This is a genomic window from Kitasatospora sp. NA04385 (assembly GCF_013364235.1).
Lineage (GTDB): Bacteria > Actinomycetota > Actinomycetes > Streptomycetales > Streptomycetaceae > Kitasatospora.
On sequence record NZ_CP054919.1, the window covers coordinates 1,268,321 to 1,290,153 of the forward strand.

Consider the following 21,833-nt stretch of genomic DNA (forward strand, 5'->3'; position numbering starts at 1 on the left):
GCGCGCCGACCGGCACGCCTTCGTCAGGTCGGCGCGTACCGTCGGCCGACCCGCGACGTCGATCTTTCCCGCGCCGGATAGCGGCCCGATAGCGCAGGCCGCGACACGGCACGGGTGCGGTCGGGCCCGGTGCCGACACGGCGCGGCGGGCGGGCACGGCAGGGCGGGGTGCGCGGCGGCGGGCGGGCCGCGTGCGCACCCCGTGGAGCGGGTTCGGCCGTCCGTTCAGCCGGACTGTCGCGGGCCCCGGGCGCGCGGCACGTCCAGTTCCCGCCAGATCCCGTCCAGCGCCGCGACGAACCCCTCGACCTGCGCGGGCTGGTGGACGGCGCCGGGCGCGCTGCGGAGGATCTCCTGCCCCGCGCGGACGCTCGGCGCGTTGATCGCCTGCACGTAGATGCCGTGGCGCTCCAGCAGCAGGGCGGAGATCCGCTGGGCCAGCGCGTCGTCCCCGACGAAGATCGAGACGATGTGGGAGCCGTCCGAGACGAAGGGGATGCCGTGCTCGGTGAGCAGCCGGTGGGTCAGCCGGGCGTTCGCGTGCAGCCGGTCGCGCTCCTCCTCCGAACCGCGCAGGTGCCGGACGGCGGCGAGCGCGCCCGCCACCACCGCCGGGGGCAGGGCGGTGGTGAAGATGAAGGAGCGGGAGAGGCCGCGCACCGCGTCGACCAGTTCGGCGGGGCCGGCGATGTAGCCGCCGGTGGTGCCGAACCCCTTGGCGAGCGTCCCCATGATGACGGTGAACTGGTCGGCGAGGCCCAGGCTCGCGGCGATGCCGGCGCCCTGGGGCCCGTACATCCCGACCGCGTGGACCTCGTCCAGGAAGGTCATCGCGCCGTGCTCGCGGGCGATCCGGGCGATCTCGGCGAGCGGGGCGACGTCGCCGCCCATCGAGTAGACCGACTCCAGGACGACCATCTTCGGCCGGTCGGGGTCGGCGGCGGATATCAGCTCCTCCAGGTGCGCCGTGTCGTTGTGGCGGAATATGTGCTTCTCCGCGCCGCTGTGGCGGAGGCCGTCGATGATCGAGGCGTGGTTCATCTCGTCGGAGAAGACCAGGCAGTCCCCCAACCGGCCGGCCAGGACGGTGAGGGCCCCGTCGTTGGCGGTGTAGCCGGAGGTGAACAGGAGGGCGTCGGCCTTGCCGTGCAGATCCGCCAGTTCGCGTTCCAGCAGCACGTGGTAGTGGTTGGTCCCGGCGATGTTCCGGGAGCCGCCCGCGCCCGCGCCGTACTCGTCGAGGGCTTCCCGGGTCGCCGCCAGGACCAGCGGGTGCTGGCCCATTCCCAGGTAGTCGTTGCTGCACCAGACGCTGATCTCGGCGGCGACGCCGTCCCGCCGGGTCCGGGCCGCCGGGAATTTCCCGGCGAGTCGGCCGACTTCCAGGAACTCCCGTTCCGCCTTCGGTGAGCCGCCCTCGTTCATGCGCCTCGAAAAAAGCTCCAGGTATTGGTTCATGACGACCCTTTTCTCCGACAGACTGCGCCCGCGCGGGGGCCCGGACCGGTAGAGGGAATTGTCCCAGAGCGGAATATCACTTCGATGGCGCGGAGTGCGACAATTGGCGGTCGGCCATTCATCCGCATTTCCGATTCACGCCCCTGGCGGTTCCGCATTGCGGGTTATAGGCTGTGCGGAAATTCCTCGGAACGGCACGACTGGAGTTTCCCATGCCGTCGGACGAAACGTACGTCAGCCGGATCCTCGGGGTGATCTCCGCGGAACCGGAGAAGGTGGTCCTGTCCTGGCGCGACCGGACGCTGACCGCGGCGGAGCTGACCGCCCTGGTCCGGTCGGCCGCCCAGGCCCTGCACCGGCGGACCGGCGGGGACGGCGGCGGCGCCGTGGTCGCCGTGCTGACCGTCACCAACACCGCCCCGACCCTGGTCCTGCGGTACGCCGCGAACCTGGTCGGGGCCACGGTGGTCCACCTGCACACCACCAACGCGGTCGACCCGGCGGACCACCTGGCCGCCGACGCCAAGCTCAAGATCCTCCGGGAGACCGGTGCGACGCACCTGGCCGTCGACGCGGAGAACCTCGCGACCGCCCGCGAACTGCGCGAGCGGCTGGGGGCCCCGCTCGCCCTCGTCGCCCTCGGCGACCTCGGCCCCGACGTGCTGGACCTGACCACCGGGGACCCGGACGCGCTCGACCCGGCCGGCATCGAGATCGCGCCCGACCGGCCCGCGGTGGTGACCTACACGAGCGGGACGACCGGCGAGCCCAAGGGCATCGCCTTCGACTTCCGGGCCCGCAACGGCTTCATCTCCGCCGGGCTGCAGATGGGCTGGCGGTCCGTCTACCTGGCCTGCCTCCCGCTCAGCCACTCCAGCGGCGCGACGGCCGACGACTCGCTCGCGTCCGGCGGCTCGGTGGTGCTGCGCGACGGCTTCGAGCCGGGCGACGTGCTGCGCTCGGTCGCGCGGCACCGGATCACCCGGATGCTGCTCTCCCCGCCCCAGCTGTACCTGCTGATGGACCACCCGGAGGTCGGCCCGACCGACCTGTCCAGCCTGCAGATGGTCACCTACCTGGGCTCGCCCGCGTCCCCCGAGCGGCTGGCCGAGGCGGTCAAGGTCTTCGGCGACGTGCTGCTCCAGGTGTACGCGACCAGCGAGGCGGGCTTCGTCAGCATGCTCTCGCCCGCCGAGCACCTCGACCCCCGGCTGCGGGCCACGGTCGGCCGCCCGATCCCCGACTGGGTCCGGATCACCGACCCGGACGACCACCACGACCTGCCGCCCGGCGAGACCGGCGAGGTCTGCGTCCGGTCGCCGTTCACGATGAGCGCGTACGTGGGCGAGCCCGAACTCACCGCCCGGACGGTGCGGGACGGCTGGGTGCACACCGGCGATCTCGGCTTCCTCGACCCCGACGGCTACCTCCACCTGCGCGGGCGGATCGGCGAGGTGGTCAAGACCAACGGCATCAAGATCCACCCGGTGACGGTGGAGAACGCCCTGCTGGCCCACCCGGACGTGGTGCAGGCCGCCGCCTTCTGCGTCAAGGACCGGGACCGGATCGAGTACCTGCACGCCGCCGTGGTGCTGCGCGAGGCGGGCACGGCCGGCCCCGGCGAACTGGCGGAGCACGTCCGGGCCGCCGTCTCGCCCAAGCACGTCCCCGCCCGGATCAGCGTCCGCGCCGCGCTGCCGCTCACCGGCGTCGGCAAGCCGGACAAGGCCCGGCTGGCCGCGGAAGCGGGCGGGTGAGGGCCCCGTGACCCTCTCCGTGGCGGCCATCCTCGCCGAGTCCGCGCTGCGCCGGCCCGAGCACCCGGCGCTCGTCTCCGGCACCCGGAGGAGCACCTACCGCGAGCTGTGGGACGGGGCGCGGAGGTACGCGGCGGTGCTGCGCGCGCGGGGCATCGGCCCCGACGACAAGGTGGCGCTGCTGCTGCCCAGCACCCCGCACTTCGCCCTGGCCTACTTCGGCGTGCTCGCGCTCGGCGCGGTCGCGGTCCCGGTGCACGCCCTGCTCCGGGCGGACGAGATCGCGTACGTCCTGCGGGACTCCGGGGCGGCGGCGCTGATCTGCGCCGCCCCGCTGCTGGCCGAGGGCGGGCGGGCGGCGGAGGCGGTCGGCACGCCCCTGCTCACCGTCATGGCGGAAGGGGACGGGGGGTGCTCCGCGCCGCGGCTGGACGCGCTCGCGGCGCGGAGCGCCCCGATCGACCGCCCGGTGCCGCGCGCACCCGGGGACGTCGCGCTGGTCCTCTACACCTCCGGCACCACCGGCCGGCCCAAGGGCGCCCTGCTCACCCACCTCAACGTGGTGATGAACGTCGACACGACCATGCTGTCGCCGTTCGACTTCACGCCGGACGACGTCCTGCTCGGGTGCCTGCCCCTGTTCCACGCCTTCGGCCAGATCTGCGGCATGAACACCTGCTTCCGGGCGGGGGCGACCATGGTGCTGATGCCGCGGTTCGACGGGCCGGGCGCGCTGGAGCTGATGGTGCGGGAGGGCTGCACCGTGTTCATGGGGGTGCCGACGATGTACACGGCGCTCCTCGACGCGGCCCGCGCCGACCCGCGCCGACCCGCGCTCGACCGCGCGTTCTCCGGCGGCGCCGCACTGCCGGTGGCGGTCCTGGACGCGTTCCGGGAGACGTTCGGCTGCCCGGTCCTGGAGGGGTACGGGCTGACCGAGACGTCCCCCGTGGTGGCCTACAACCAGAAGGCGTGGCCGCTCAGGCCCGGCACGGTGGGCCGGCCGATCTGGGGCGTCGAGGTCGAGATCGCCCGGGCGGAGGTGGCGGACCGGATCGAGCTGCTGCCCGCCGGCGAGACCGGCGAGATCGTCGTCCGGGGCCACAACGTGATGGCCGGCTACCTGAACCGGCCGGAGGCGACCGCCGAGGCCATCGTGGACGGCTGGTTCCGCTCGGGCGACCTCGGCGTCAAGGACCACGAGGGCTACCTGTCCGTCGTCGACCGCAAGAAGGACGTGGTGCTGCGCGGTGGCTACAACGTCTACCCGCGCGAGGTGGAGGACGTGCTGGCCCGCCACCCGGCGATCGCCCAGGCCGCCGTCGTCGGCCTCCCCCACCCCGTGCACGGCGAGGAGGTCTGCGCGGTGGTGCGGGCCCGGCCCGGCAGCACGCCGGGCCCGGCCCTCGGCGCCGAGATCGTCGCCTGGAGCCGGGAGCGGATGGCCCCGTACAAGTACCCGCGCCGGGTCGAGTTCGTCGACGCCTTCCCGCTCGGCGCCAGCGGCAAGGTGCTCAAACGGGAGCTGGTCGCCCGGCTGAGCGCCGCGGCCCCGGACGGGCCGCCGGACGGCCCGCGCTGAACGCCGGTGCGGGTGCCGGGCCGGGCGGGAGCGTCCCCGATGATGGGTGCCACCGGCGCACCGGCACCGGGCGGGCACGGAACGGGACGGGACGGGCATGGCGAAGCGCAGGAAGGGCGGCGAGCGCCGCAGGCCGGACGCGAGCTGCTTCGTGCAGGTGGTCCGGCGGCCGAGCCTCGGCGTCGAGGTGTCGACCGGCCGGGCCTGGGCGGGCGTCGACCAGCAGGTGGGCCACGGCTCCGCGGACGCCCTGTTCGCGCTGACGGAGCAGCAGTACGCGGCGGCGCTGGCGGGCGAGGGGCTGGGGTCGTTCGAGGGCGAGTGCTGGCGGGGCGGGCACGACGACCTGCTGCTGTTCCACCCGGGCAGCGGGTCCTGGTCCCCGGAGCGCTGGTACCCGGCCCGGGACCGGATGCTGCCGCCCCGCTTCGAGGGCGAACTCTGGTGGCACGTCGACGCGTTGGACGCACCGGCGGACAGCCCCGAGGCCACGGCCGCCCGTCGGCTGGCCGCCGGGACGGACCGGGCGGTGTTCCGGCTGACCGGCGAGGGCGCGTACCCGCGGCCCGCCGCGCTGATCGGCGGTCTCGGCCCGGGCAGCGACCGCGCCCGGGCCCGGGCGGTGCTGGGCGAGCCGGTCGAGGAGGGCGGCGACGTGCACGCCGTCGAGGGCGACCGCGTCCGGCTGGGCTACCTGGACGGCGCCCTGGCCACCATCGCCCTGGAGCGCCCGGCCCCGCAGCGGCTCCCGGAGGGGCCGGTCCGGGCGCTGCTCGCCGTGCTCGGCGAGCCGGAGGGCGGCCCGGCCTTCCGGGCGGCGGCCCGGCTGGCGGGCGGTGCGCACCGGCGCTGGGCGTCCTCGTCCGGGCTCTCCCGGCGGCTGCTGGCGTTCGACGGCGGCGGGCAGGCGCAGGTCGAGGACGGCCGGGTGCTGAGCGTCCGGCTGCCCGCCCCCGGCCCGCTCGGCCTGCTCCCCGGCTCCCGGACCGAGGTGCACCGGGTGCTCGGCGCGCCGTCGGCGACCCACGCGGGCACCGACCTGCACCGCTACGGCTCCCGCGACCTGCTGGTCGCCTACGGCCCCGAGTTCGACTCCGCGCGCCCGGGGGCGGCGCCGGTCACGGTGACGGCGGTGCCGCGCGGGGTGAGCGTCGCGCGCGACCCGTACCGCTGGCGCTCCGGCGAGTTCACCCTGTTCCTGGACGTCCTGGGCCGCCCGGAGTCGCACCCGCTGGTCGAGCGGGTGCGCGCGCTGCCGGGGGTGCGGCTGGCGGTGCGCCGCGGCCTGGTCGCGCAGGTGGTGGTCGGCGACCGCGGCCACCGGGCCGAGCGCCTGGCGGCCTTCGTGGACGGGATGCCCGCCGAACCCGCCCGCGGGGACGTCCCGTTCGGGCTGCCCCGCGAACGCGGCGAGCGGGACGACCTGCGCGAGTTCGCGGAGGGCTGGATCCACGTGCACTGCGCCGACGGGACCGCGGTCAGCACCGTCACGGTCGCCCAGGAACCCCCGCCGGTCCGCTGACCCGGCCCCTTCCCCCCCGGCGTGTCAGGCCCAGCTGGAGTGCAGCGGCTTGCCCTCGGCGTAGCCCGCCGCGCTCTGGATGCCGACGATCGCCTTGTCGTGGAACTCCTCCAGGCTGGCCGCGCCCGCGTAGGTGCAGGAGGAGCGGACGCCCGCGACGATCGAGTCGATCAGGTCCTCGACGCCGGGGCGGGCCGGGTCGATGAACATCCGGGAGGTGGAGATGCCCTCCTCGAACAGGCCCTTGCGGGCCCGGTCGTAGGCCGACTCGTCGGAGGTGCGGTTGCGCACGGCGCGGGCCGAGGCCATGCCGAAGCTCTCCTTGTACTGGCGGCCGTCGGCGGTGGTCTGGAGGTCGCCGGGCGACTCCAGGGTGCCCGCGAACCAGGAGCCGACCATCACGTTGGAGGCGCCGGCGGCCAGCGCCATCGCCACGTCGCGCGGGTGGCGGACGCCGCCGTCGGCCCAGACGTGCTTGCCGAGGCGGCGCGCCTCGGCGGCGCACTCCAGCACGGCGGAGAACTGCGGGCGGCCGACGCCGGTCATCATCCGGGTGGTGCACATCGCGCCGGGGCCGACGCCGACCTTGAGGATGTCCGCGCCCGCCTCGACCAGGTCGCGCACGCCGTCGGCGGAGACCACGTTGCCCGCGACGATCGGCACCTGCGGGTCGAGGCCGCGCACCGCGCGCAGCGCGCTGATCATCGACTCCTGGTGGCCGTGCGCGGTGTCCACCACCAGCACGTCGGCGCCGGCCTCCAGCAGCGACTTGGCGCGGCCGGCCACGTCGCCGTTGATGCCGACGGTGGCGGCGATCCGCAGACTGCCGCGCGCGTCGACGGCGGGGGTGTAGAGGGTGGCGCGCAGCGCGTTCTTCCGGGTCAGGAGGCCGACCAGGGTGCCGTCGGCGGCGACCACCGGGGCGAGCTTGCGGTGCGCCTCGTTGAGGCGGTCGAAGGCGGTGCGCGGGTCGATGCCCTCGTCGAGCAGCAGCAGGTCGCGCGACATCACCTCGGACAGGCTGGTGAACCGGTCCACGCCCTGGCAGTCGCCCTCGGTGACCACGCCGACGGGCTTGCCGCCCTCGACCACGACCAGCGCGCCGTGCGCCCGCTTGGGCAGCAGCGACAGCGCGTCGGCGACGGTGTCGCCCGGGCTGAGGGTCAGCGCGGTGTCGTGCACCAGGTGGCGCTGCTTGACCCAGCCGATCACCTCGGAGACGACCTCGATCGGGATGTCCTGCGGGATCGCGACCAGTCCGCCGCGCCGGGCCACCGTCTCCGCCATCCGCCGTCCGGCGATGGCGGTCATGTTCGCCACCACCAGCGGGATGGTGGTGCCCGTCCCGTCGTTGGAGGACAGATCGACACCCTGCCGGGAGCCCACCGCGGAACGGCTGGGGACCATGAAGACGTCGTCGTACGTCAAGTCGTACGCGGGCTTGAGGTCGTTCAGGAAGCGCATGAAGGGGCTCTCTGGCTGGGGAGAAACGTTACGGCGCGGCGCGGCCGAGCCGCACACACCCAACGTTCGATTCTCGTTCAATCCCCCGTTCCGAGCCAGCCCACGCCGGAATCCTGAAGATCACCACAACCGGTGCACCCGGATTCCGGAACCCGCTTGTACGATCCTCCGAACTCAGTGCTGCGGGCCGGTCAGCAGCCAGTGCAGCCCGGCGCCGGGCTCGGGGGCGAACCAGGGCAGCCAGCCGGGGACGGCGGCCCCGGAGCAGACGGCGTACTCGCCGCGGTGGGACTCCCGCAGGAGGCGCCCCCGCCCGTCCGGGGCCGGCGGCAGCCGCCAGCGCTGCCAGGGCTCGCCGTGCTCGGGCCAGAGGCAGATCCGGCGGTCGTCGGTGTCCAGGGCGGCGTCCAGCACCAGGCCGCCCGCGGCAGAGGCGATCACGACCTCGCCGTCCTCCCCGACGGGGCGCAGGTGCCACCACTGGCGCGGGTTGCCGTCGACCCGGCCGAGGTAGGGGCGGGAGCCGGGGCCCGCCTCGGCGTCCACCTCCAGGGCGAGGCCGCAGTCCCGGAGGATCAGCAGGAACGGGCCGCGCGGCGGGACGCCGTCCTCCGCCCGCCGCAGGTCCCGGCTCCCCTCGGCCGCGGCCGTCCCGTCGACGACGGTCGGCTCCGGCTCCGGCTCCGGTTCGGGAACCGGCGTCGGCTCGGGAACCGGCGTCGGCTCGGGAACCGGCGTCGACTCGGGAACCGGCTCGGGCACTGGCTCCGGCGCGGGCCCCGGGCGTCCGGCGACCGCCCGGGCCAGCGCCGCCCGGAAGTGGTCGATCGAGGGGAACCGGTCCTCGGCCCGGTAGGCGATCGCCCGGAGCACCGTCCCGTCGAAGACCGCCGGGAGTTGGGGCCGGAGCAGGGACGGCCCGGGCAGCACCCGCTCCGGCAGCCGCAGGACGTGGGCGTCGACCGGGAGGCGGCCGGTGAGCAGCAGGTGGAAGAGGCAGCCGAGCGCGTACTGGTCCGAGCGGGGCTCGGGCCGGCCCGCGCACTGCTCGGGGGCCGCGTAGCCCCGGGTGCCGACGCCGATGCCGGGCTCGGTCAGCACGGCGTCGGCGCCGTCCTTGGCGATGCCGAAGTCGAGCACCTTGACCGCGCCGTCGTGGGTCAGCATCACGTTGGACGGCTTGATGTCGCGGTGGACCAGTCCGCGCCCGTGGCAGTACGCCAGGGCCTCGGCGACCGCGTCGACGATCGCGGCGGCCCGGTACGGGTCGAACGGGCCCTCGCGCAGCCAGCTCTCCAGGGAACGGCCGTCGACGTACTCCATCACCAGGAACGGCACCTCGCCCGGCCGGTCCGCCTCCACGTCGGCGTCGTACAGCGCCGCGATGCCGGGGTGGGTGAGGGCGGACACCGCCTCGGCCTCGCGGCGGAACCGGACGGCGGACCGCGGGTCGGCGGCGAGCCCGGCGGCGAGCAGTTTGAGGGCGACCGTCCGGCCGAGCCGGCGGTCGTGGGCCCGCCAGACCTCCCCCATGCCGCCGCGACCGACGATCTCGGCCAGCTCGTAGCGTCCGGCGAACACGCGCCCGCGCATCGGCTCCCCCCTCCTGTCCCCGGGGGCGGCCGTCGGCCCCGGAGCCCCAGCGTTCCGGACCACCGGGCCGCGCGGCAAGGGCCGGGCGGCGGGCGGCCGGGCGGGGGGCGACAAGGCGGGGCGCCGGGCCCGGACGCGCCGCGGCCCCCTGCGGCACGGGTGTGCCGAGGGGGCCGAGCGGGCGGTTCCGGGTGCCGGGCTGCTTAGTAGCCGCGCCAGTGGGAGCCGTAGCCGCGGGCGGCGGCCATGTTGTCCATGTTGCCGTAGCGGGCGTCGCAGTAGCGCGAGCTGGCGATCAGGTTGTCGACGGGGTTGCGGATGTCCGTGTGGCCGGGCAGCGCGTACACCTTGAAGGTCGGCATGATCACCTGGGTCAGGCCGATCGACGGGGTGCCCTTCTTGGCGTTCGAGTCCCAGTTGTTCTGGGCGTTCGGGTTGCCGCCGGACTCGGCGATCGCCGCGGCGTGCATCGCCCGCGCGGACGGCACGTGCTTGCCGTTGGCGGCCAGCACGTCGCGGGCCTCCTCGATCCAGCCGTCCAGGTTGTTCGGGTAGGTCTTCTTCGCGGGGGCGGCGGCCTGCTCGGCCTTCGCCTGCTCCTCGGCGGCCTGCTTCTCCTGCTGGGCCTTCTGCTCGGCCGCCTGCTTGTCCTGCTCGGCCTTCTGCTCCGCGGCCTGCTTGTCCTGCTCGGCCTTCTGCTCGGCCGCCTGCTTGTCCTGCTCGGCCTGCTGGTCCTGCTGGGCCTGGTCCTGCTGGCCCTGGTCCTGCGGCTGGTCCTGCTGGACGGGCTCGCGGTTCTCGCTGCGGGAGGCGGCCTGGTCGCCGTCGCGCCCGGCGTCCTGGGCGTCGGCGGTCGTGACCGCGGCGGCGTCGGCGCGGTGGGACGACGGGGAGGCGATCGCCTGCGAGACGGGCAGCAGGGTGCCCACGGCGATGGCGCCGGCCAGACCGATGCCGAGCACCGCGTCGGGCATGCGGTGGTGGCCCATCCGCACCTGCGGGAGTCGGCCGAGGTTGTGCTTGATGCGTCGCATGTCGAGTACCTCCGAGAGTCGTTCCAGGTCACGCCGAGCCCGGGTGGACATGCGGGACTCCCGCTCGGTGCGGGTTCCTCGGCCCGGGACGGCCGGCCCGGCGGCTCCGTGCTCACCGGGGGACGCGTGCGCCGCGCTGGTCTCGCGGTCCGCTGCGCCGTGTCAGCCCCGTGAGCACTCGGAACGGCTCGGGGCACAACCACGAGACTGCCGGAGCCCCAACGGCTCGGCAAACATCTTGAAATGAGCCCTGCACAACTCCTTCACATCTCTGCTTCCCTTGCGCCGCAAGGGAATTCACCCCTCCGGACCCCCCGTATTCCGACCCGCCTGTGAAGAAGGCCACAGGGGTGCCCAACCTCCCCCCGCCCGGGGGCCCTTGGGGCCGGGGCCAGTGCTGCCAAGGGCTCCGGGCCCCTCGGCCGCCCTCCGGGCCGTCGCGGCCGTGTGACCCCGGCCACCGCCGGCCGCTGTGACGCCGCTCTCCCCCCGACCACGCACCGCAGCCGCCCGGCCACCCGGACCGCCCCGCCCGTGACCCGGCTCACTCGCCTCCCGTGACCCGGCTCACGCCCCGTCAGTCCCCCCGCCCGTCCCGCCCCGAGGGGGACCGCCGACCGTCCGTTCGGGCCCACCTGGTTGACTGCGGCTACCGCCGAACGCCGGGCGGCGGGCCGGGGCGGCGGAGGACGGGCCGCGGGCGGCGGGAGGCAGGGGGCGGAGGGCGGGAGGCCGGGGTGGGGGCGTTGGTCGCGGCGTTCGCGCCGATCTGGGTGCTGACGGCGGTCGGGTGGCTGGCCGGGCGGACGGGGCTGCTGGGGGCGGACGCGGAGGGGGTGCTCAGCCGGTTCGTCTTCCACGTGGCGATGCCCGCCGCGCTGTTCACCGTGGTGGCGCGCACCGACCTGGCGTCCTTCGCCGACACCTGGGTGCTGGCGTTCGTCGCCGGGACGGCGGTCGCGTCCCTGCTGGGCCTGCTGGCCGGGCGGCGGACGGGCCGCACCGCCGCCGAGCGGACGGTCGCGGTGATGGCGGCGGGCTACGTGAACTCGGGCAACCTCGGCATCCCGGTCGCCGCGCAGGTGCTCGGCGACGCCTCGTTCGTCGCGCCGGTGCTGCTGTTCCAGGTGCTGCTGGTCACCCCGGTGGTGCTGGCCGTGCTGGACGCCACCACCGGCGCCGCCCCGCCCTCCCCCGGCGAGCGGCTGCGGCGGCTGGCGCTGCTGCCGCTGCGCAACCCGGTGATCCTCGGCGCGGGCCTGGGTGCGCTGTTCTCGGCAGCGGACTGGCAGCTGCCCGGCCCGCTGGCGCACTCGGCGGACCTGCTGGGCGCGGCCGCCGTCCCGGCCGCGCTGGTCACCCTCGGCCTGTCGCTGCACACCCCGCTCGGCACCCCGTCCGGCACCCCGCCCGGCATCGCGCCCGGCACCCCGCGCGGCATCGCGCCGCAGCGCCCCGAGCGGGGCGAGCTGGCCGTCGCGGTGCTGGTCAAGGCGGTCGGGCAGCCGCTGGCCGCGCTGGCCGCCGGCGCCCTGCTGCTGCACCTGCCGGGCCCGCAGCTGCGGGCGGCGGTGCTGCTGTCGGCGCTGCCGACCGCGCAGAACGTGTACGTGTACGCGCGGCTGTACGGGGCGGCGCCGGTGCTGGCCCGCTCGGCGGTGCTGGTCTCGACGGTGCTGTCGATGCTGACGCTGTCGGTCGCCGCCTGGTCACTGGGCGGCGGTTGAGCCCGAACGGCCGGGCCGACCGCCCGGGGAGTGCGGCAGGTCACAGGCTTCGCCCCGGCGGGGGCCGCTCCCGTAGAGTTCGGCGGTACGGATGGGGCGACGAGGAAGCATCGGCAGTGACGAACCAGCAGAGCGGCCCGGGCAGCGCCCCGGTCGAGGACGACACCGACTACGGCAAGGGCATCGACCCCGAACGCCTGGAGCTGTGCCTGAGCGTGCTCGCCGAGCTGGACGAGATCCACGTCGACCACCCGGACGCGATCCGGGTCCGGCTGGCGGTGGGTGGCCTGTTCCGCACCCTCAAGCAGCGCCGCCGGCAGGAGACCCGGGCCCGCAAGACCGCGAACGACCGGGCGGTGACCGCGAAGACCGCGACCGGCGCGCCGGGCCGGATCGACGACGAGACGGCGGGCGCCTTCGGGCTGAGCACCGAGACCACCACCGAGCTGGCCGGCATCCTGGAGCGTCCGCGCTCCTGCTACACCTGCAAGCAGCGGTACGTCGAGGTGGACGCCTTCTACCACCAGCTGTGCCGCGACTGCGCGGCGCTGAACCGCTCGCGCCGGCACGCCCGGGCCGACCTGACCGGCAAGCGCGCGCTGCTGACCGGCGGCCGCGCCAAGATCGGCATGTACATCGCGCTGTGCCTGCTGCGCGACGGCGCGCACACCACCATCACCACCCGCTTCCCGAACGACGCGATCCGCCGCTTCACCGCGATGCCGGACAGCGCCGAGTGGATCCACCGCCTCAAGGTCGTCGGCATCGACCTGCGCGACCCGGCGCAGGTGATGGCGCTGGCGGACGAGGTCGCCGCGGACGGCCCGCTGGACATCCTGATCAACAACGCGGCGCAGACCGTGCGCCGCTCCCCCGAGGCGTACCGCGAGCTGGTGGCGGCCGAGTCGGCGCCGCTGCCCGCCGGGGCGCTGCCCGCCTCCACGGTGATCGGCCGGTTCGGCTCGGGCGCGGTGGACGTGCCCGCGCTGCCGGGGCAGAGCCGCGGCGAGCGGCCCGCGGTGAGCGCCGAGGAGGTCACCGCGCTGGCACTGGTGACGGGCTCGGCCTCGCCGGAGCGGATCGCGGCGGGCACCGCGATCGACGCGGGCGGCCTGGTGCCGGACCTGGCGCCCACCAACAGCTGGGTGCAGACCGTCTCCGAGGTCGGCCCGATCGAGCTGCTGGAGGTGCAACTGTGCAACTCCACCGCCCCGTTCATCCTGATCTCGCAGCTGCGCCCGGCGCTCGCCGCGTCCTCGGCGCGCCGCAAGTACGTGGTCAACGTCTCGGCGATGGAGGGCGTCTTCGAGCGCGGCTACAAGGGCTCGGGCCACCCGCACACCAACATGGCCAAGGCCGCGCTGAACATGCTGACCCGCACCAGCGCGCAGGAGATGTTCGACACCGACGGCATCCTGATGACCGCGGTGGACACCGGCTGGATCACCGACGAGCGCCCGCACCCGGAGAAGATGCGCCTGCACGAGGAGGGCTTCCACGCCCCGCTCGACCTGGTGGACGGCGCGGCCCGGGTGTACGACCCGATCGTCCGCGGCGAGCTGGGCGAGGACCTGTACGGCTGCTTCCTGAAGGACTACCAGAAGGGCAAGTGGTGACGGACTCCCGACTCCCCTCCGGGGTGCACCCGGTGCCGCCGCTGGTCGGCGCGGGCGTGATCGTGCCGACCGGGGACGGGCGGGTGCTGATCGGGCGGCGCACCACCGCCGGTGAGCAGCCGACCTGGAGCCTGCCGGGCGGCAAGGTGGACCACCCCGGGGAGTCCTTCGAGGCGGCGGCCGCCCGGGAGTTGGCCGAGGAGACCGGCATCGTGCTGCCCGCCGGGGAGATGCGGGTGCTGGCGGTGCTGCTCGACCACGAGCTGGGCCGGACCAGGGTGACGGCCGCGGTGCTGGCCCCGCCGAGCCTGGCCGAGGCGCTGGTGACCGAGCCGCACGCGTGCGCCGGCTGGGAGCGCGTCGCGGTGGACGCGCTCCCCGAGCCGATGTTCTACCCGTCCGCACAGGTCCTGTCGGCCTGGCTGCCGGCCTACCGCGCCCCCGGCGGCACCTGGCGCTACCCGGCGCCCCCGCAGCCCTCCTGACGGCCCGGCGACTACCGCGCACTGCGACGAGGGGGGGCGCACTGCGACGAGGGGCGGACGATGACGAGCGGGCGGACGATGCGGAACCGGAAGCTGCGCACGACCTGGTCGATCGCCTACGTCCTGCTGGGCGGCGCGTGCCTACTGATCACCGTGGCGACGGCGGCGGGCCTGGCCGCGTCCTGACCCCACCGACGGCTCCCGACCGGCGGCCGGCGTTCTCCGCCGTTTGCCCCCGAAACTTCGTTGACATCCTTTCAGGAACCCCGCCAAGATCCGGACCGGACTGGTCCTAACTGGACCTGACCGGTCCTGACTTCAGGGGAGACGAGGCACGGCATGGACGCAACGGCGGTTCGGCGGGTCCGGGCGCACCGGGTACGGGGCTGGAAGGCGGTCGCGGTGCTCGCGGCGGTGGCCGCGGGCGGGTTGAGCCTGCCCGGCCAGGCGGCGGCGACCGAGGGGCCGATACCGGCCGTCGCCCGCTGGAAGCTCGCCACCGCCACCGGAACGCCGCAGGTCAGCCCCGGCGAGGGGTCCAGCGGGGCGGGCCTCCGGCTCGGCGGCGGGGCCGAGATCGACGGCACCGAGCACCTGATCCCGGCCCCCGGCATCATGCGGCTGGACGGCGTCGACGGCTACGCGGAGGCCACCGGTCTGCCGCTGCACACCGACCGGAGCTTCACCCTGGCCGGCTGGGCCAACCCGGTCGGCAACCCGACCAAGGACATGACGGTCTTCTCCTTCGCCGGCGCCGACGACAGCGCGGTGACCGTCCGCTGGCACTACCTGCGCACCGACCCCGTCGCGGGCCCGATCGGCGAGTGGCAGGCCGAACTGCGCGACGCCGACGGCACCGGGAGCGTCACCACCCGGGTCAACCACAGCGACTGGTACTCCGTCATGGAGCACTGGACGCACCTCGCCGTCAGCTACGACGCCGACGCGAGCCGCTTCACGCTCTACGTCGACGGCAACCTGGAGCGCCAGGTCTGCGAGCCCGGCGACCCCGACTGCCGCGAGTACGTCTCCACCTCAGACACCGCCGCCCCCGCGTACGACGCCACCGGCGGCCTCCAGATCGGCCGGGCCCGGTCGGGCGGCGCCTGGACGGAGTACTTCGAGGGCGAGTTGGACGACATCTGGGTCTTCCAGGGCGCCCTGAGCGACTGGAGGATCGCCCAGCTCGCCGACTACAACGTCGAGCTCGACACCTCGACGGTGTCCTGACCGACCCCGCCCCGGCCGTCCGGCCGCCCGTACGAACGGGCGGCCGGGCGGCTGTTCGCGCGGGCGGGCGCTACGCCCGCCCCGCCGCCCGGAGCCCGACGTCGGCCGGCGGCCTGGCCCCGGCCCGGCGGACCAGCAGGACGAAGGTCCGGGCGTACGACTCGCCCTCGGCGACCCGCGGCCAGTCCAGCGCGGCGAGCGCCGCGGAGGCGGCGGCGTGCACCTCGCCGTGCACCAGCACCTCGGCCGTCCGCCCGTCCGGTCCGCTGCCGAACGACACCTGCACGCCGACGAGTTGGTCCCGTCCGAGGTCCCCGCCGAGGGCGGGTGCGAGCGCGGGCAGCACCGGGTTGCGGACCAGCCAGTCCTGCACGTCGTGGAAGCGCTTGCCGGTGCCCCAGCCGACCACGCCGCCGTGGACGGCGTGCCAGCCGGGCATGCCGTCCGGGTCGGACGGGTCCAGGTGACCGGCGAACCTGCCGTTGTGGGCGACGAGTTCGATCAGCGCGGCGCCCGCGGTGGACGCCCACACCTCGACGCCCCGGCGCACCGGATCCCGGTCGCCGTCCCCGCTGCCGTCACCGACGCCGTCACCACTGCCGCCGCTGCCACCGCCGTCGACGCCGGTGATCCGGTCCGGGACGGCGGTCTCCGGGCGGTCCCGGTCGACCAGGAACACCAGGTCCAGCCGGTGCGGGTCGCCGTCCGGCGGTTCGCCCAGCCGCACCGCCAACGCGCCGGGCCCGCGCACCTCTTCGCCCTCGACCTGCCACCGTTCCCCGTGCAGCGCGGACAGTTCGTCCGCCACCGCACCCAACACCGCCTGTGCGGAAGGCCGTTGCGCACTCCTGCCGGGCGCGTCCGCGCCGGTCGCGGACCGGCCGCGCCACCATGATCCCCATGCCATGGCGCACACCGTAACGCCGTGCAGGTTCACCCACAATGTGGTCGCGCGGAGGTCCGCCAGGTGGTCGATGACGGTCGCTATGTGTATCGTCGCACTGCGCGACCAGGGACTTACAGGGACTTACCGCGGACGGCAGCTGGGGGGCGGCAATGGCGGTGCAAATACCAGCGGGGCTCAACCACCTCATCGGCTTGCTCGGGGTGCGCTTCCCGGGGGCCAACGAGGACGAGCTCAACCAACTGGCCGACCAACTGGAGAAGTTCGCCGGGGCGCTGGACAGCGCCCAGATGACGGCGGACAAGGCGCTCGCCCTGCTGCACGAGGTCTACCAGGGCGACTCGGCGGACCGGCTGTCCGAGCTGTGGAGCACCATCACCAAGTACTCCAAGTCGGTCACCGAGATCTGCCACACGGTGGCCAAGGTGCTGCGCGCCGCGGCCGTGGTGGTCGAGCTGGCCAAGACCCAGTCGATCACCCAACTCTTCTCAATTCAGGCCCAGTTGGCGGCGGCCTCGTCCACCGGCCCGTGGAGCGCGGCGGCGGTGCTGCGGCTGGGCCGCGAGATCATGAACCAGCTGCTGGAGGCGGCGGTCAGCAAGCTCGCGCAGACCATCGCCCGGCCGATCGAGGACATGATCGTGAAGGCGGCGCAGAAGATCGCGCCCACCCCGGCCAGCAACTCCAACGGCCAGGGCTTCTCCATCGACCTCGCCCAGCTCGCCGAGTGCGCGGCCGGCCTGCGCCACGGCGCGGACGACATCGAGTCGCACGGCCTCAACTTCAAGCGGATCGTGCAGAGCCTGAAGATGGGCGAATCCGGCGACAAGTTCGGCAAGTTGGTGATCGAGGCGGCCGAGAAGGTGCTGCAGACCATCGCCGAGGACGTGCTCAAGCGGATCCTCGCCTCGTTCCGCGACACCGCCGACAAGATGGACAAGCTCGCGGGCAACCTCAACGAGAACGAGGACAGCAACCGCACCGCGCTGAACAGCCTCACCTCCTTCGCCGCCAACCCGCTCAGCCCCAACGCGCCGTCCACCGGCACGCTCTCCTCGGCCTCGTCGAGCAGCCCGCGGCTGGGCGGCGGGGACGCCGGGCTGGCCTCGTTCGCCTCGCTGATGCCCAAGCTCGGCCCGATCGGCTCCCGGCTGGGCGGCGGGTCCGGCGGCGGGTCCGGCGGCGGCGCGGGCGTCAACACGCTCGGCCTCAAGGACCCGATCCTGCCCGGTGGTTCGCACGGCGGCGGGTCCGGCGGCTCGGGCTCGGGCTCGGGCTCGGGTTCGGGCTCCGGGTCCGGCGGCGGTGGCACCGGCGGCCCGGGCGGCCAGGCCGGCGGCGTCGGCTTCTCCACCCGGCTCGGCGTGCCGACCGGCAGCAGCGGCGGCACCGGCGGCTCCCGGAGCAGCACCCGGATCGAGACCCAGAAGTCCGCCGAGGGCGCCGGCGGTTCCGGCTCCGGCTCCGGCTCCGGCGGATCCTCGCCCTCCACCGCGACCAACTCGGTCAACCGCTCGGTGCCCCCGGGCGGCATGATGGGCGGCATGGCGATGGCCCACGGCGGCGGCTACGGCCCGGTCGGCGGCTCGGGCCTGCGCGGCTCCCAGCGGCGCGGCGGCCGCGCCGCCACCGGCGAGAACCCGGTCGACGACGGCCAGAGCGGCAGCGGCCTGATCGGCGACGACCCGACCGCGATGTACCCGGCCCTCCAGCTCGGCCGGGTCTCCCCGCACCGCCAGTCCCCGTCCGACGAGCACGGCCACCACGACGACCGCTACGACGACGACTTCGACCTGGACCTCGACCAGATCGAGGACATCGACGGCGTGAACGGCTTCGAAGCCGCGGAGTGACCCCGGCGCCCGCCGCCACCCCTCGCCCCCGGCCGCCCGGCCGGGGGCGAGGTGCTTCCACCGGCCGCCCCCACTCTGTGAATTGACCGTGAACCGTAAACTTTTCCGGGTGGTGGTATGGACCACGAACGAAACAGGTGGCTAGGGTCGTAACGGTTCGCGCTCGCGGCCGTTTGGACACCTGCGACGGGACGTGGCCGTGGCCGAGACCCTGCTGGCCCCCGAGTACGAGGCCGAGCGCTTGGACGCCACCGCCGCCTGGGTCAGCCGCCACCGGCCGCCCGGCAGCGGAGCACTGGCCGAACTCGGCGCCGGCGAAGGCGCCCTGACCGGACGACTGCTGCGCGCCGGGTACACCGTGCACGCCGCCGAGCCCGACCCGGCCCTGCGGGCCCGCCTGTGGAACCGGCTGCGCGGCCGGGCCAGGCTACGGCTGAGCGGGGCCGACCTCGCCGCCCCGCCCCCGGTGCGCCGCCGCTTCGGCGCGGTGCTGCTGATCGACACCCTGCAGGCCGGCCAGGACCTGGAACTGCTGCACGCCCTCCCCACCGACCTGCTCTTCGTCGCCCTGGCCCCGTCCGCACTGGACGGGCGGCTGCGCCCGTGGCTGTCCGCACAACAGGGCTGGCTCCTGGTCGAGGAGATCGACCTCGCCGCCCCGCACCCCGCCCACCGCACCCTCGCCCCGGGCAGCCGCGGCATCCTACTCCGCCGAGCCGGCTGACCCGAACGCACCCACCACGCGCCACGCACCTCGAAGCCGGGGCCGCCGGAGCCAGGACCACCGACGCCGGGACGGCCGGGGCCCGGGCGTCCGGAGCCCGGACCGCCGCAGCCGGGACGGCCAGGGCCAGGGAGCCGGAGTAGGGGCCGCTGGAACCGGGGCGACCGAAGCCGGGGGCGCCGACGCCGGGGCGTCTGGAGCCCGGACCGCCGGAGCCAGGACTACCGGAGCAGGGGCACCGACGCCGGAGGCCGGGATCAGGGCAGCCAAGGTCGGGGCACCGACGCCGGGATGGCCGGGGTTGGGGCAGTCGGGCGATCACCTCGTCCATCGCCGCCCGCCCGGCCTCCAGCGCAGCCCGCAGCAGCACGCTGTCCCGGGCCAGCCGCCCGACCTTCGGGGCGTCCGGGCCGGGCGGGGCGCCGACGCCGGAGCGGCCGGAGCCAGGACCGCCAAAGCCGGGGCATCGCAGCCTGGAAGAGGCCCGGGCCGCCAAAGCCGGGGGCACCGACGCCGGGATGGCCGGGGTCAGGGCAGCCGGGGGCGGGGCAGTCGGGCGATCACCTCGTCCATCGCCGCCTGCCCGGCCTCCAGCGCGGCCCGCAGCAGCACGCTGTCCCGGGCCAGCCGCCCGACCTTCGGGGCGTCCGGGCCGGGGCGGACGGAGAGCACGGCGGGCCCGTCCGCGGGCGGATCGAGGTCGTGGCGGCCGAGCAACTCCTCGTCCGCGCGCAGCCGTTCGGCCCGCCCCAGGTAGGAGTCGCGCAGCGGCGCGGGGTAGCGGCGCAGCACCGTCCGGGCGATCATCCGGGAGCCGCGCGAGGGCCCGGCCACCACCGCCGCTCCACCGACCCCCGTCCCAATCCTCGTTCCAGCCCCAGCCCCAGCCCCAGCCCCAGCCCCCGTCCCCGAGCCGCGCGAGCGCAGCACCAGGACGTGCGTGGCGCCCTGGGCGAGCGCCGTGCGGAACGGGATGGACTCGGCGAGCCCGGCGTCGTAGTAGTGGCTGCCGGCCAGTTCGACCGGCGGCCCGGCGAGCAGCGGCAGGGCGGCGCTGGCGCGCAGGGCGAGGCGGAGCCGGGCGGGGTCGGTGAGCAGCGGGTGGAGGTCGGTGGCGAGGCCGGTGCCGGTGTGGGTGGCGAGCGGGTGCAGGGTGGTGGGGTTGGCCAGGATCGCGTCGAAGTCCATCCGGGCGACGTGCGCGTAGAGGTGCTCGACCAGGTGGTGCAGGTCGACGACGGGGCGGCCGCGCAGCGGGTTGCCGGGGCGGACCATCGCCCTGGCGTACTCGGCGTCGGCCCAGCCGGCGAGCTGTCCGGCGTCGCCGCTGAGCAGCCACGCCCCGGTGAGCGCACCGGCGGAGGCGCCGTAGACGGCGTCGAACGCGCCGGTGAGCCCGGCCTCGTGCAGGGCGAGCGCCATGCCGCCGGAGATGATGCCGCGCATGCCGCCGCCCTCGACGGCGAGGGCGATCCGCAGGCCGTCGGTGCGTCGGCCGGGGCGGCTGCCGGTGCGCCGCCGTTCGGCGAGGGCGGCCAGGACGCGGCTGCGCGCGCCCGGGGCCTCGAAGTCCTGCTGGTCCACGCCCTGCTCCCCTGCTCGTCCCCCGGTCGCGCGTCACCGCCGGGGGGTCGGGCGGTGCGTCCGGAACGCCCAGAAGTGTCGCACACGAACCCGGTGCGCCGTCCGGACCCGGTGCGTCCCGCCACCGGGGCCCCGGCGGGCGCGCCGCGCCGGTTTGCCAGCCTTCGCCCTGTTATGTCTGGTCGATGCCCCTCATCAACCGCGCGCCCCGGCTGCGCGCCGCCACCGCCGTCCTCGCCGCCACCGGCGCCGTCGCGGCGGCCGCCCTGCTGCCCACCGCGCGCTCCGCGTCCGCCGCGCCGGGGGACTTGGCGAGCGCGACACTGGTGCAGCTCACCAACCAGGACGTCCCGGCGATCGGCCTGTCGGCGTACCACGGTGCGTACGGCACCGCGCGCTCCACCACGGTGCCCGACACCGACGTGGCGGACTTCTCCTCCGACCCGGACGGGATGCTGTCCCGGATCAGCATCGCCACCAAGACCACCACCACCTCCACCGACCCGTCCAAGTACTTCGCGCAGGCCCAACTCACCGACCTGGTCGTGTGGTTCAACTCCAACCAGCTGATCCACTACGGCCCGGTCGAGGTCGGTTCGGTGGCGTCCCTGGACTCCTACGCCGAGTGCGTCCCGCCGCCCGTCGGCCCGTTCGCGCTGGCGTACAACCACACCGACGGCGACCAGGTGACCGTCCTCGGGCAGCGGGTCGGCGTCGGCACCACCCGGTTGCAGATCACCGGCGCGGACCTCGGCCTGCCCGCCACCATCGGGCCGTCCACGCTGGACGTCACGGTGGTCGAGCACGCCGACCCGGCCGTGCAGAGCCGCCAGTACACCGCGGACGCCTGGCTGGACATCGACATCGCGGGCACCTTCAACAACCTGCGGGGGCAGCAGCTGTACACCGGCGCGGTGACCAGCGCCCGCCTCGGCGAAGTCCAGGTGAACTGCCCCAACTCCAGCCCCTCGCCGTCCCCTTCGCCCTCTCCCTCCCCCTCTCCCTCCCCTTCGCCTTCGCCTTCCCCCTCGCCCTCACCGTCCCCCACCCCCTCCCCGACTCCCACGCCCACTCCCACCCCCACTCCGCCCCCGAGCCCGGAGCCGACGCCCACCAGCCCGGCGCCCGTCCCGCTGCCGGACACCGGGGCCGACGACGACACCCTCGCCCTGGGCGCCGCCGCGCTGGGCCTGTGCGCCCTGGGCGCCGGAGCGCTGCTGCACTCCCGTCGCCGCCGGCACTGACCCCCGCCGCCACCCGTCCCGCCCTCCGCTCCACGGCGTCACCCTGCGCCACGCTA

16 protein-coding genes are annotated in these 21,833 nt (G+C 75.1%); 10 read left to right on the forward strand and 6 right to left on the reverse strand.

All coding sequences use genetic code 11. The features are described from left to right. Positions 1 to 225 precede the first annotated feature (225 nt). Positions 226 to 1,458 carry a 5-aminolevulinate synthase gene (gene hemA / locus HUT16_RS05370; RefSeq protein WP_176185948.1) on the reverse strand — a complete coding sequence of 411 codons (1,233 nt, stop codon included), beginning with the start codon at positions 1,456 to 1,458 and terminating at the stop codon, positions 226 to 228. A gap of 212 nt (positions 1,459 to 1,670) precedes the next feature. On the opposite strand from hemA, the gene HUT16_RS05375 reads away from it, so the two are divergent. The 3 genes from HUT16_RS05375 to HUT16_RS05385 all read left to right on the forward strand — a co-directional run bounded on the left by HUT16_RS05375 (position 1,671) and on the right by HUT16_RS05385 (position 6,319). Then, on the forward strand, positions 1,671 to 3,215 hold the full coding sequence (locus HUT16_RS05375; RefSeq protein ID WP_176185950.1) for an AMP-binding protein: 1,545 nt from the start codon (positions 1,671 to 1,673) through the stop codon (positions 3,213 to 3,215). Positions 3,216 to 3,222: 7 nt separating this feature from the next. Next, positions 3,223 to 4,797, forward strand: a complete 1,575-nt coding sequence (locus HUT16_RS05380) for a long-chain fatty acid--CoA ligase (protein ID WP_176185952.1) — start codon at positions 3,223 to 3,225, stop codon at positions 4,795 to 4,797. Between the two features lie 97 nt (positions 4,798 to 4,894). Beyond that, positions 4,895 to 6,319 (forward strand): hypothetical protein, encoded by a 1,425-nt coding sequence (locus HUT16_RS05385; protein ID WP_176185954.1) that lies wholly within the window; start codon positions 4,895 to 4,897, stop codon positions 6,317 to 6,319. 24 nt (positions 6,320 to 6,343) lie between these two features. Here HUT16_RS05385 and HUT16_RS05390 read toward each other — a convergent pair whose 3' ends face one another. From HUT16_RS05390 to HUT16_RS05400, 3 genes are all read right to left on the reverse strand, one after another. Then, entirely contained in the window at positions 6,344 to 7,783 is a 1,440-nt protein-coding gene (locus tag HUT16_RS05390; protein WP_176185956.1) for a GuaB1 family IMP dehydrogenase-related protein, read from the reverse strand. A gap of 174 nt (positions 7,784 to 7,957) precedes the next feature. Continuing rightward, positions 7,958 to 9,376, reverse strand: a complete 1,419-nt coding sequence (locus HUT16_RS05395; protein WP_176185958.1) for a serine/threonine protein kinase — start codon at positions 9,374 to 9,376, stop codon at positions 7,958 to 7,960. Between the two features lie 203 nt (positions 9,377 to 9,579). Continuing rightward, positions 9,580 to 10,410: a transglycosylase SLT domain-containing protein gene (locus HUT16_RS05400; protein WP_176185960.1), complete on the reverse strand. Its 831-nt coding sequence runs from the start codon at positions 10,408 to 10,410 to the stop codon at positions 9,580 to 9,582. A gap of 737 nt (positions 10,411 to 11,147) precedes the next feature. Between HUT16_RS05400 and HUT16_RS05405 the strand changes: the two genes are divergently transcribed. The 4 genes from HUT16_RS05405 (at position 11,148) to HUT16_RS05420 (ending at position 15,468) form a co-directional block, all read left to right on the forward strand. Next, positions 11,148 to 12,137 (forward strand): AEC family transporter, encoded by a 990-nt coding sequence (locus tag HUT16_RS05405; protein WP_176185961.1) that lies wholly within the window; start codon positions 11,148 to 11,150, stop codon positions 12,135 to 12,137. Positions 12,138 to 12,253: 116 nt separating this feature from the next. Further along, on the forward strand, positions 12,254 to 13,753 hold the full coding sequence (locus HUT16_RS05410) for an SDR family NAD(P)-dependent oxidoreductase (RefSeq protein WP_176185963.1): 1,500 nt from the start codon (positions 12,254 to 12,256) through the stop codon (positions 13,751 to 13,753). After that, positions 13,750 to 14,238 carry an NUDIX hydrolase gene (locus tag HUT16_RS05415; RefSeq protein ID WP_176185965.1) on the forward strand — a complete coding sequence of 163 codons (489 nt, stop codon included), beginning with the start codon at positions 13,750 to 13,752 and terminating at the stop codon, positions 14,236 to 14,238. Before HUT16_RS05410 ends, HUT16_RS05415 begins: the two co-directional genes overlap by 4 nt. Positions 14,239 to 14,577: 339 nt before the next feature. After that, positions 14,578 to 15,468: a LamG domain-containing protein gene (locus HUT16_RS05420; RefSeq protein ID WP_176185967.1), complete on the forward strand. Its 891-nt coding sequence runs from the start codon at positions 14,578 to 14,580 to the stop codon at positions 15,466 to 15,468. A gap of 70 nt (positions 15,469 to 15,538) precedes the next feature. On the opposite strand, the gene HUT16_RS05425 is transcribed toward HUT16_RS05420, so the two are convergent. Further along, on the reverse strand, positions 15,539 to 16,276 hold the full coding sequence (locus HUT16_RS05425; protein WP_176185969.1) for a DUF6348 family protein: 738 nt from the start codon (positions 16,274 to 16,276) through the stop codon (positions 15,539 to 15,541). A gap of 254 nt (positions 16,277 to 16,530) precedes the next feature. On the opposite strand from HUT16_RS05425, the gene HUT16_RS37915 reads away from it, so the two are divergent. After that, on the forward strand, positions 16,531 to 18,225 hold the full coding sequence (locus tag HUT16_RS37915) for a hypothetical protein (protein WP_176185971.1): 1,695 nt from the start codon (positions 16,531 to 16,533) through the stop codon (positions 18,223 to 18,225). Between the two features lie 199 nt (positions 18,226 to 18,424). Next, positions 18,425 to 18,949, forward strand: coding sequence for a hypothetical protein (locus tag HUT16_RS05435; RefSeq protein ID WP_176185973.1), 525 nt, complete (start codon positions 18,425 to 18,427; stop codon positions 18,947 to 18,949). 528 nt (positions 18,950 to 19,477) lie between these two features. Here the strand turns inward: HUT16_RS05435 and HUT16_RS05440 are convergent. Next, complete coding sequence (locus HUT16_RS05440) at positions 19,478 to 20,533, reverse strand: patatin family protein (RefSeq protein WP_176185975.1); 1,056 nt, start codon at positions 20,531 to 20,533, stop codon at positions 19,478 to 19,480. Positions 20,534 to 20,718: 185 nt separating this feature from the next. Here HUT16_RS05440 and HUT16_RS05445 point away from each other — a divergent pair, with 185 nt between their 5' ends. After that, the gene (locus tag HUT16_RS05445; protein ID WP_176185977.1) at positions 20,719 to 21,777 is read left to right on the forward strand and encodes an LPXTG cell wall anchor domain-containing protein; all 1,059 of its coding nucleotides are present in this window, start codon (positions 20,719 to 20,721) and stop codon (positions 21,775 to 21,777) included. Positions 21,778 to 21,833: the final 56 nt, after the last annotated feature.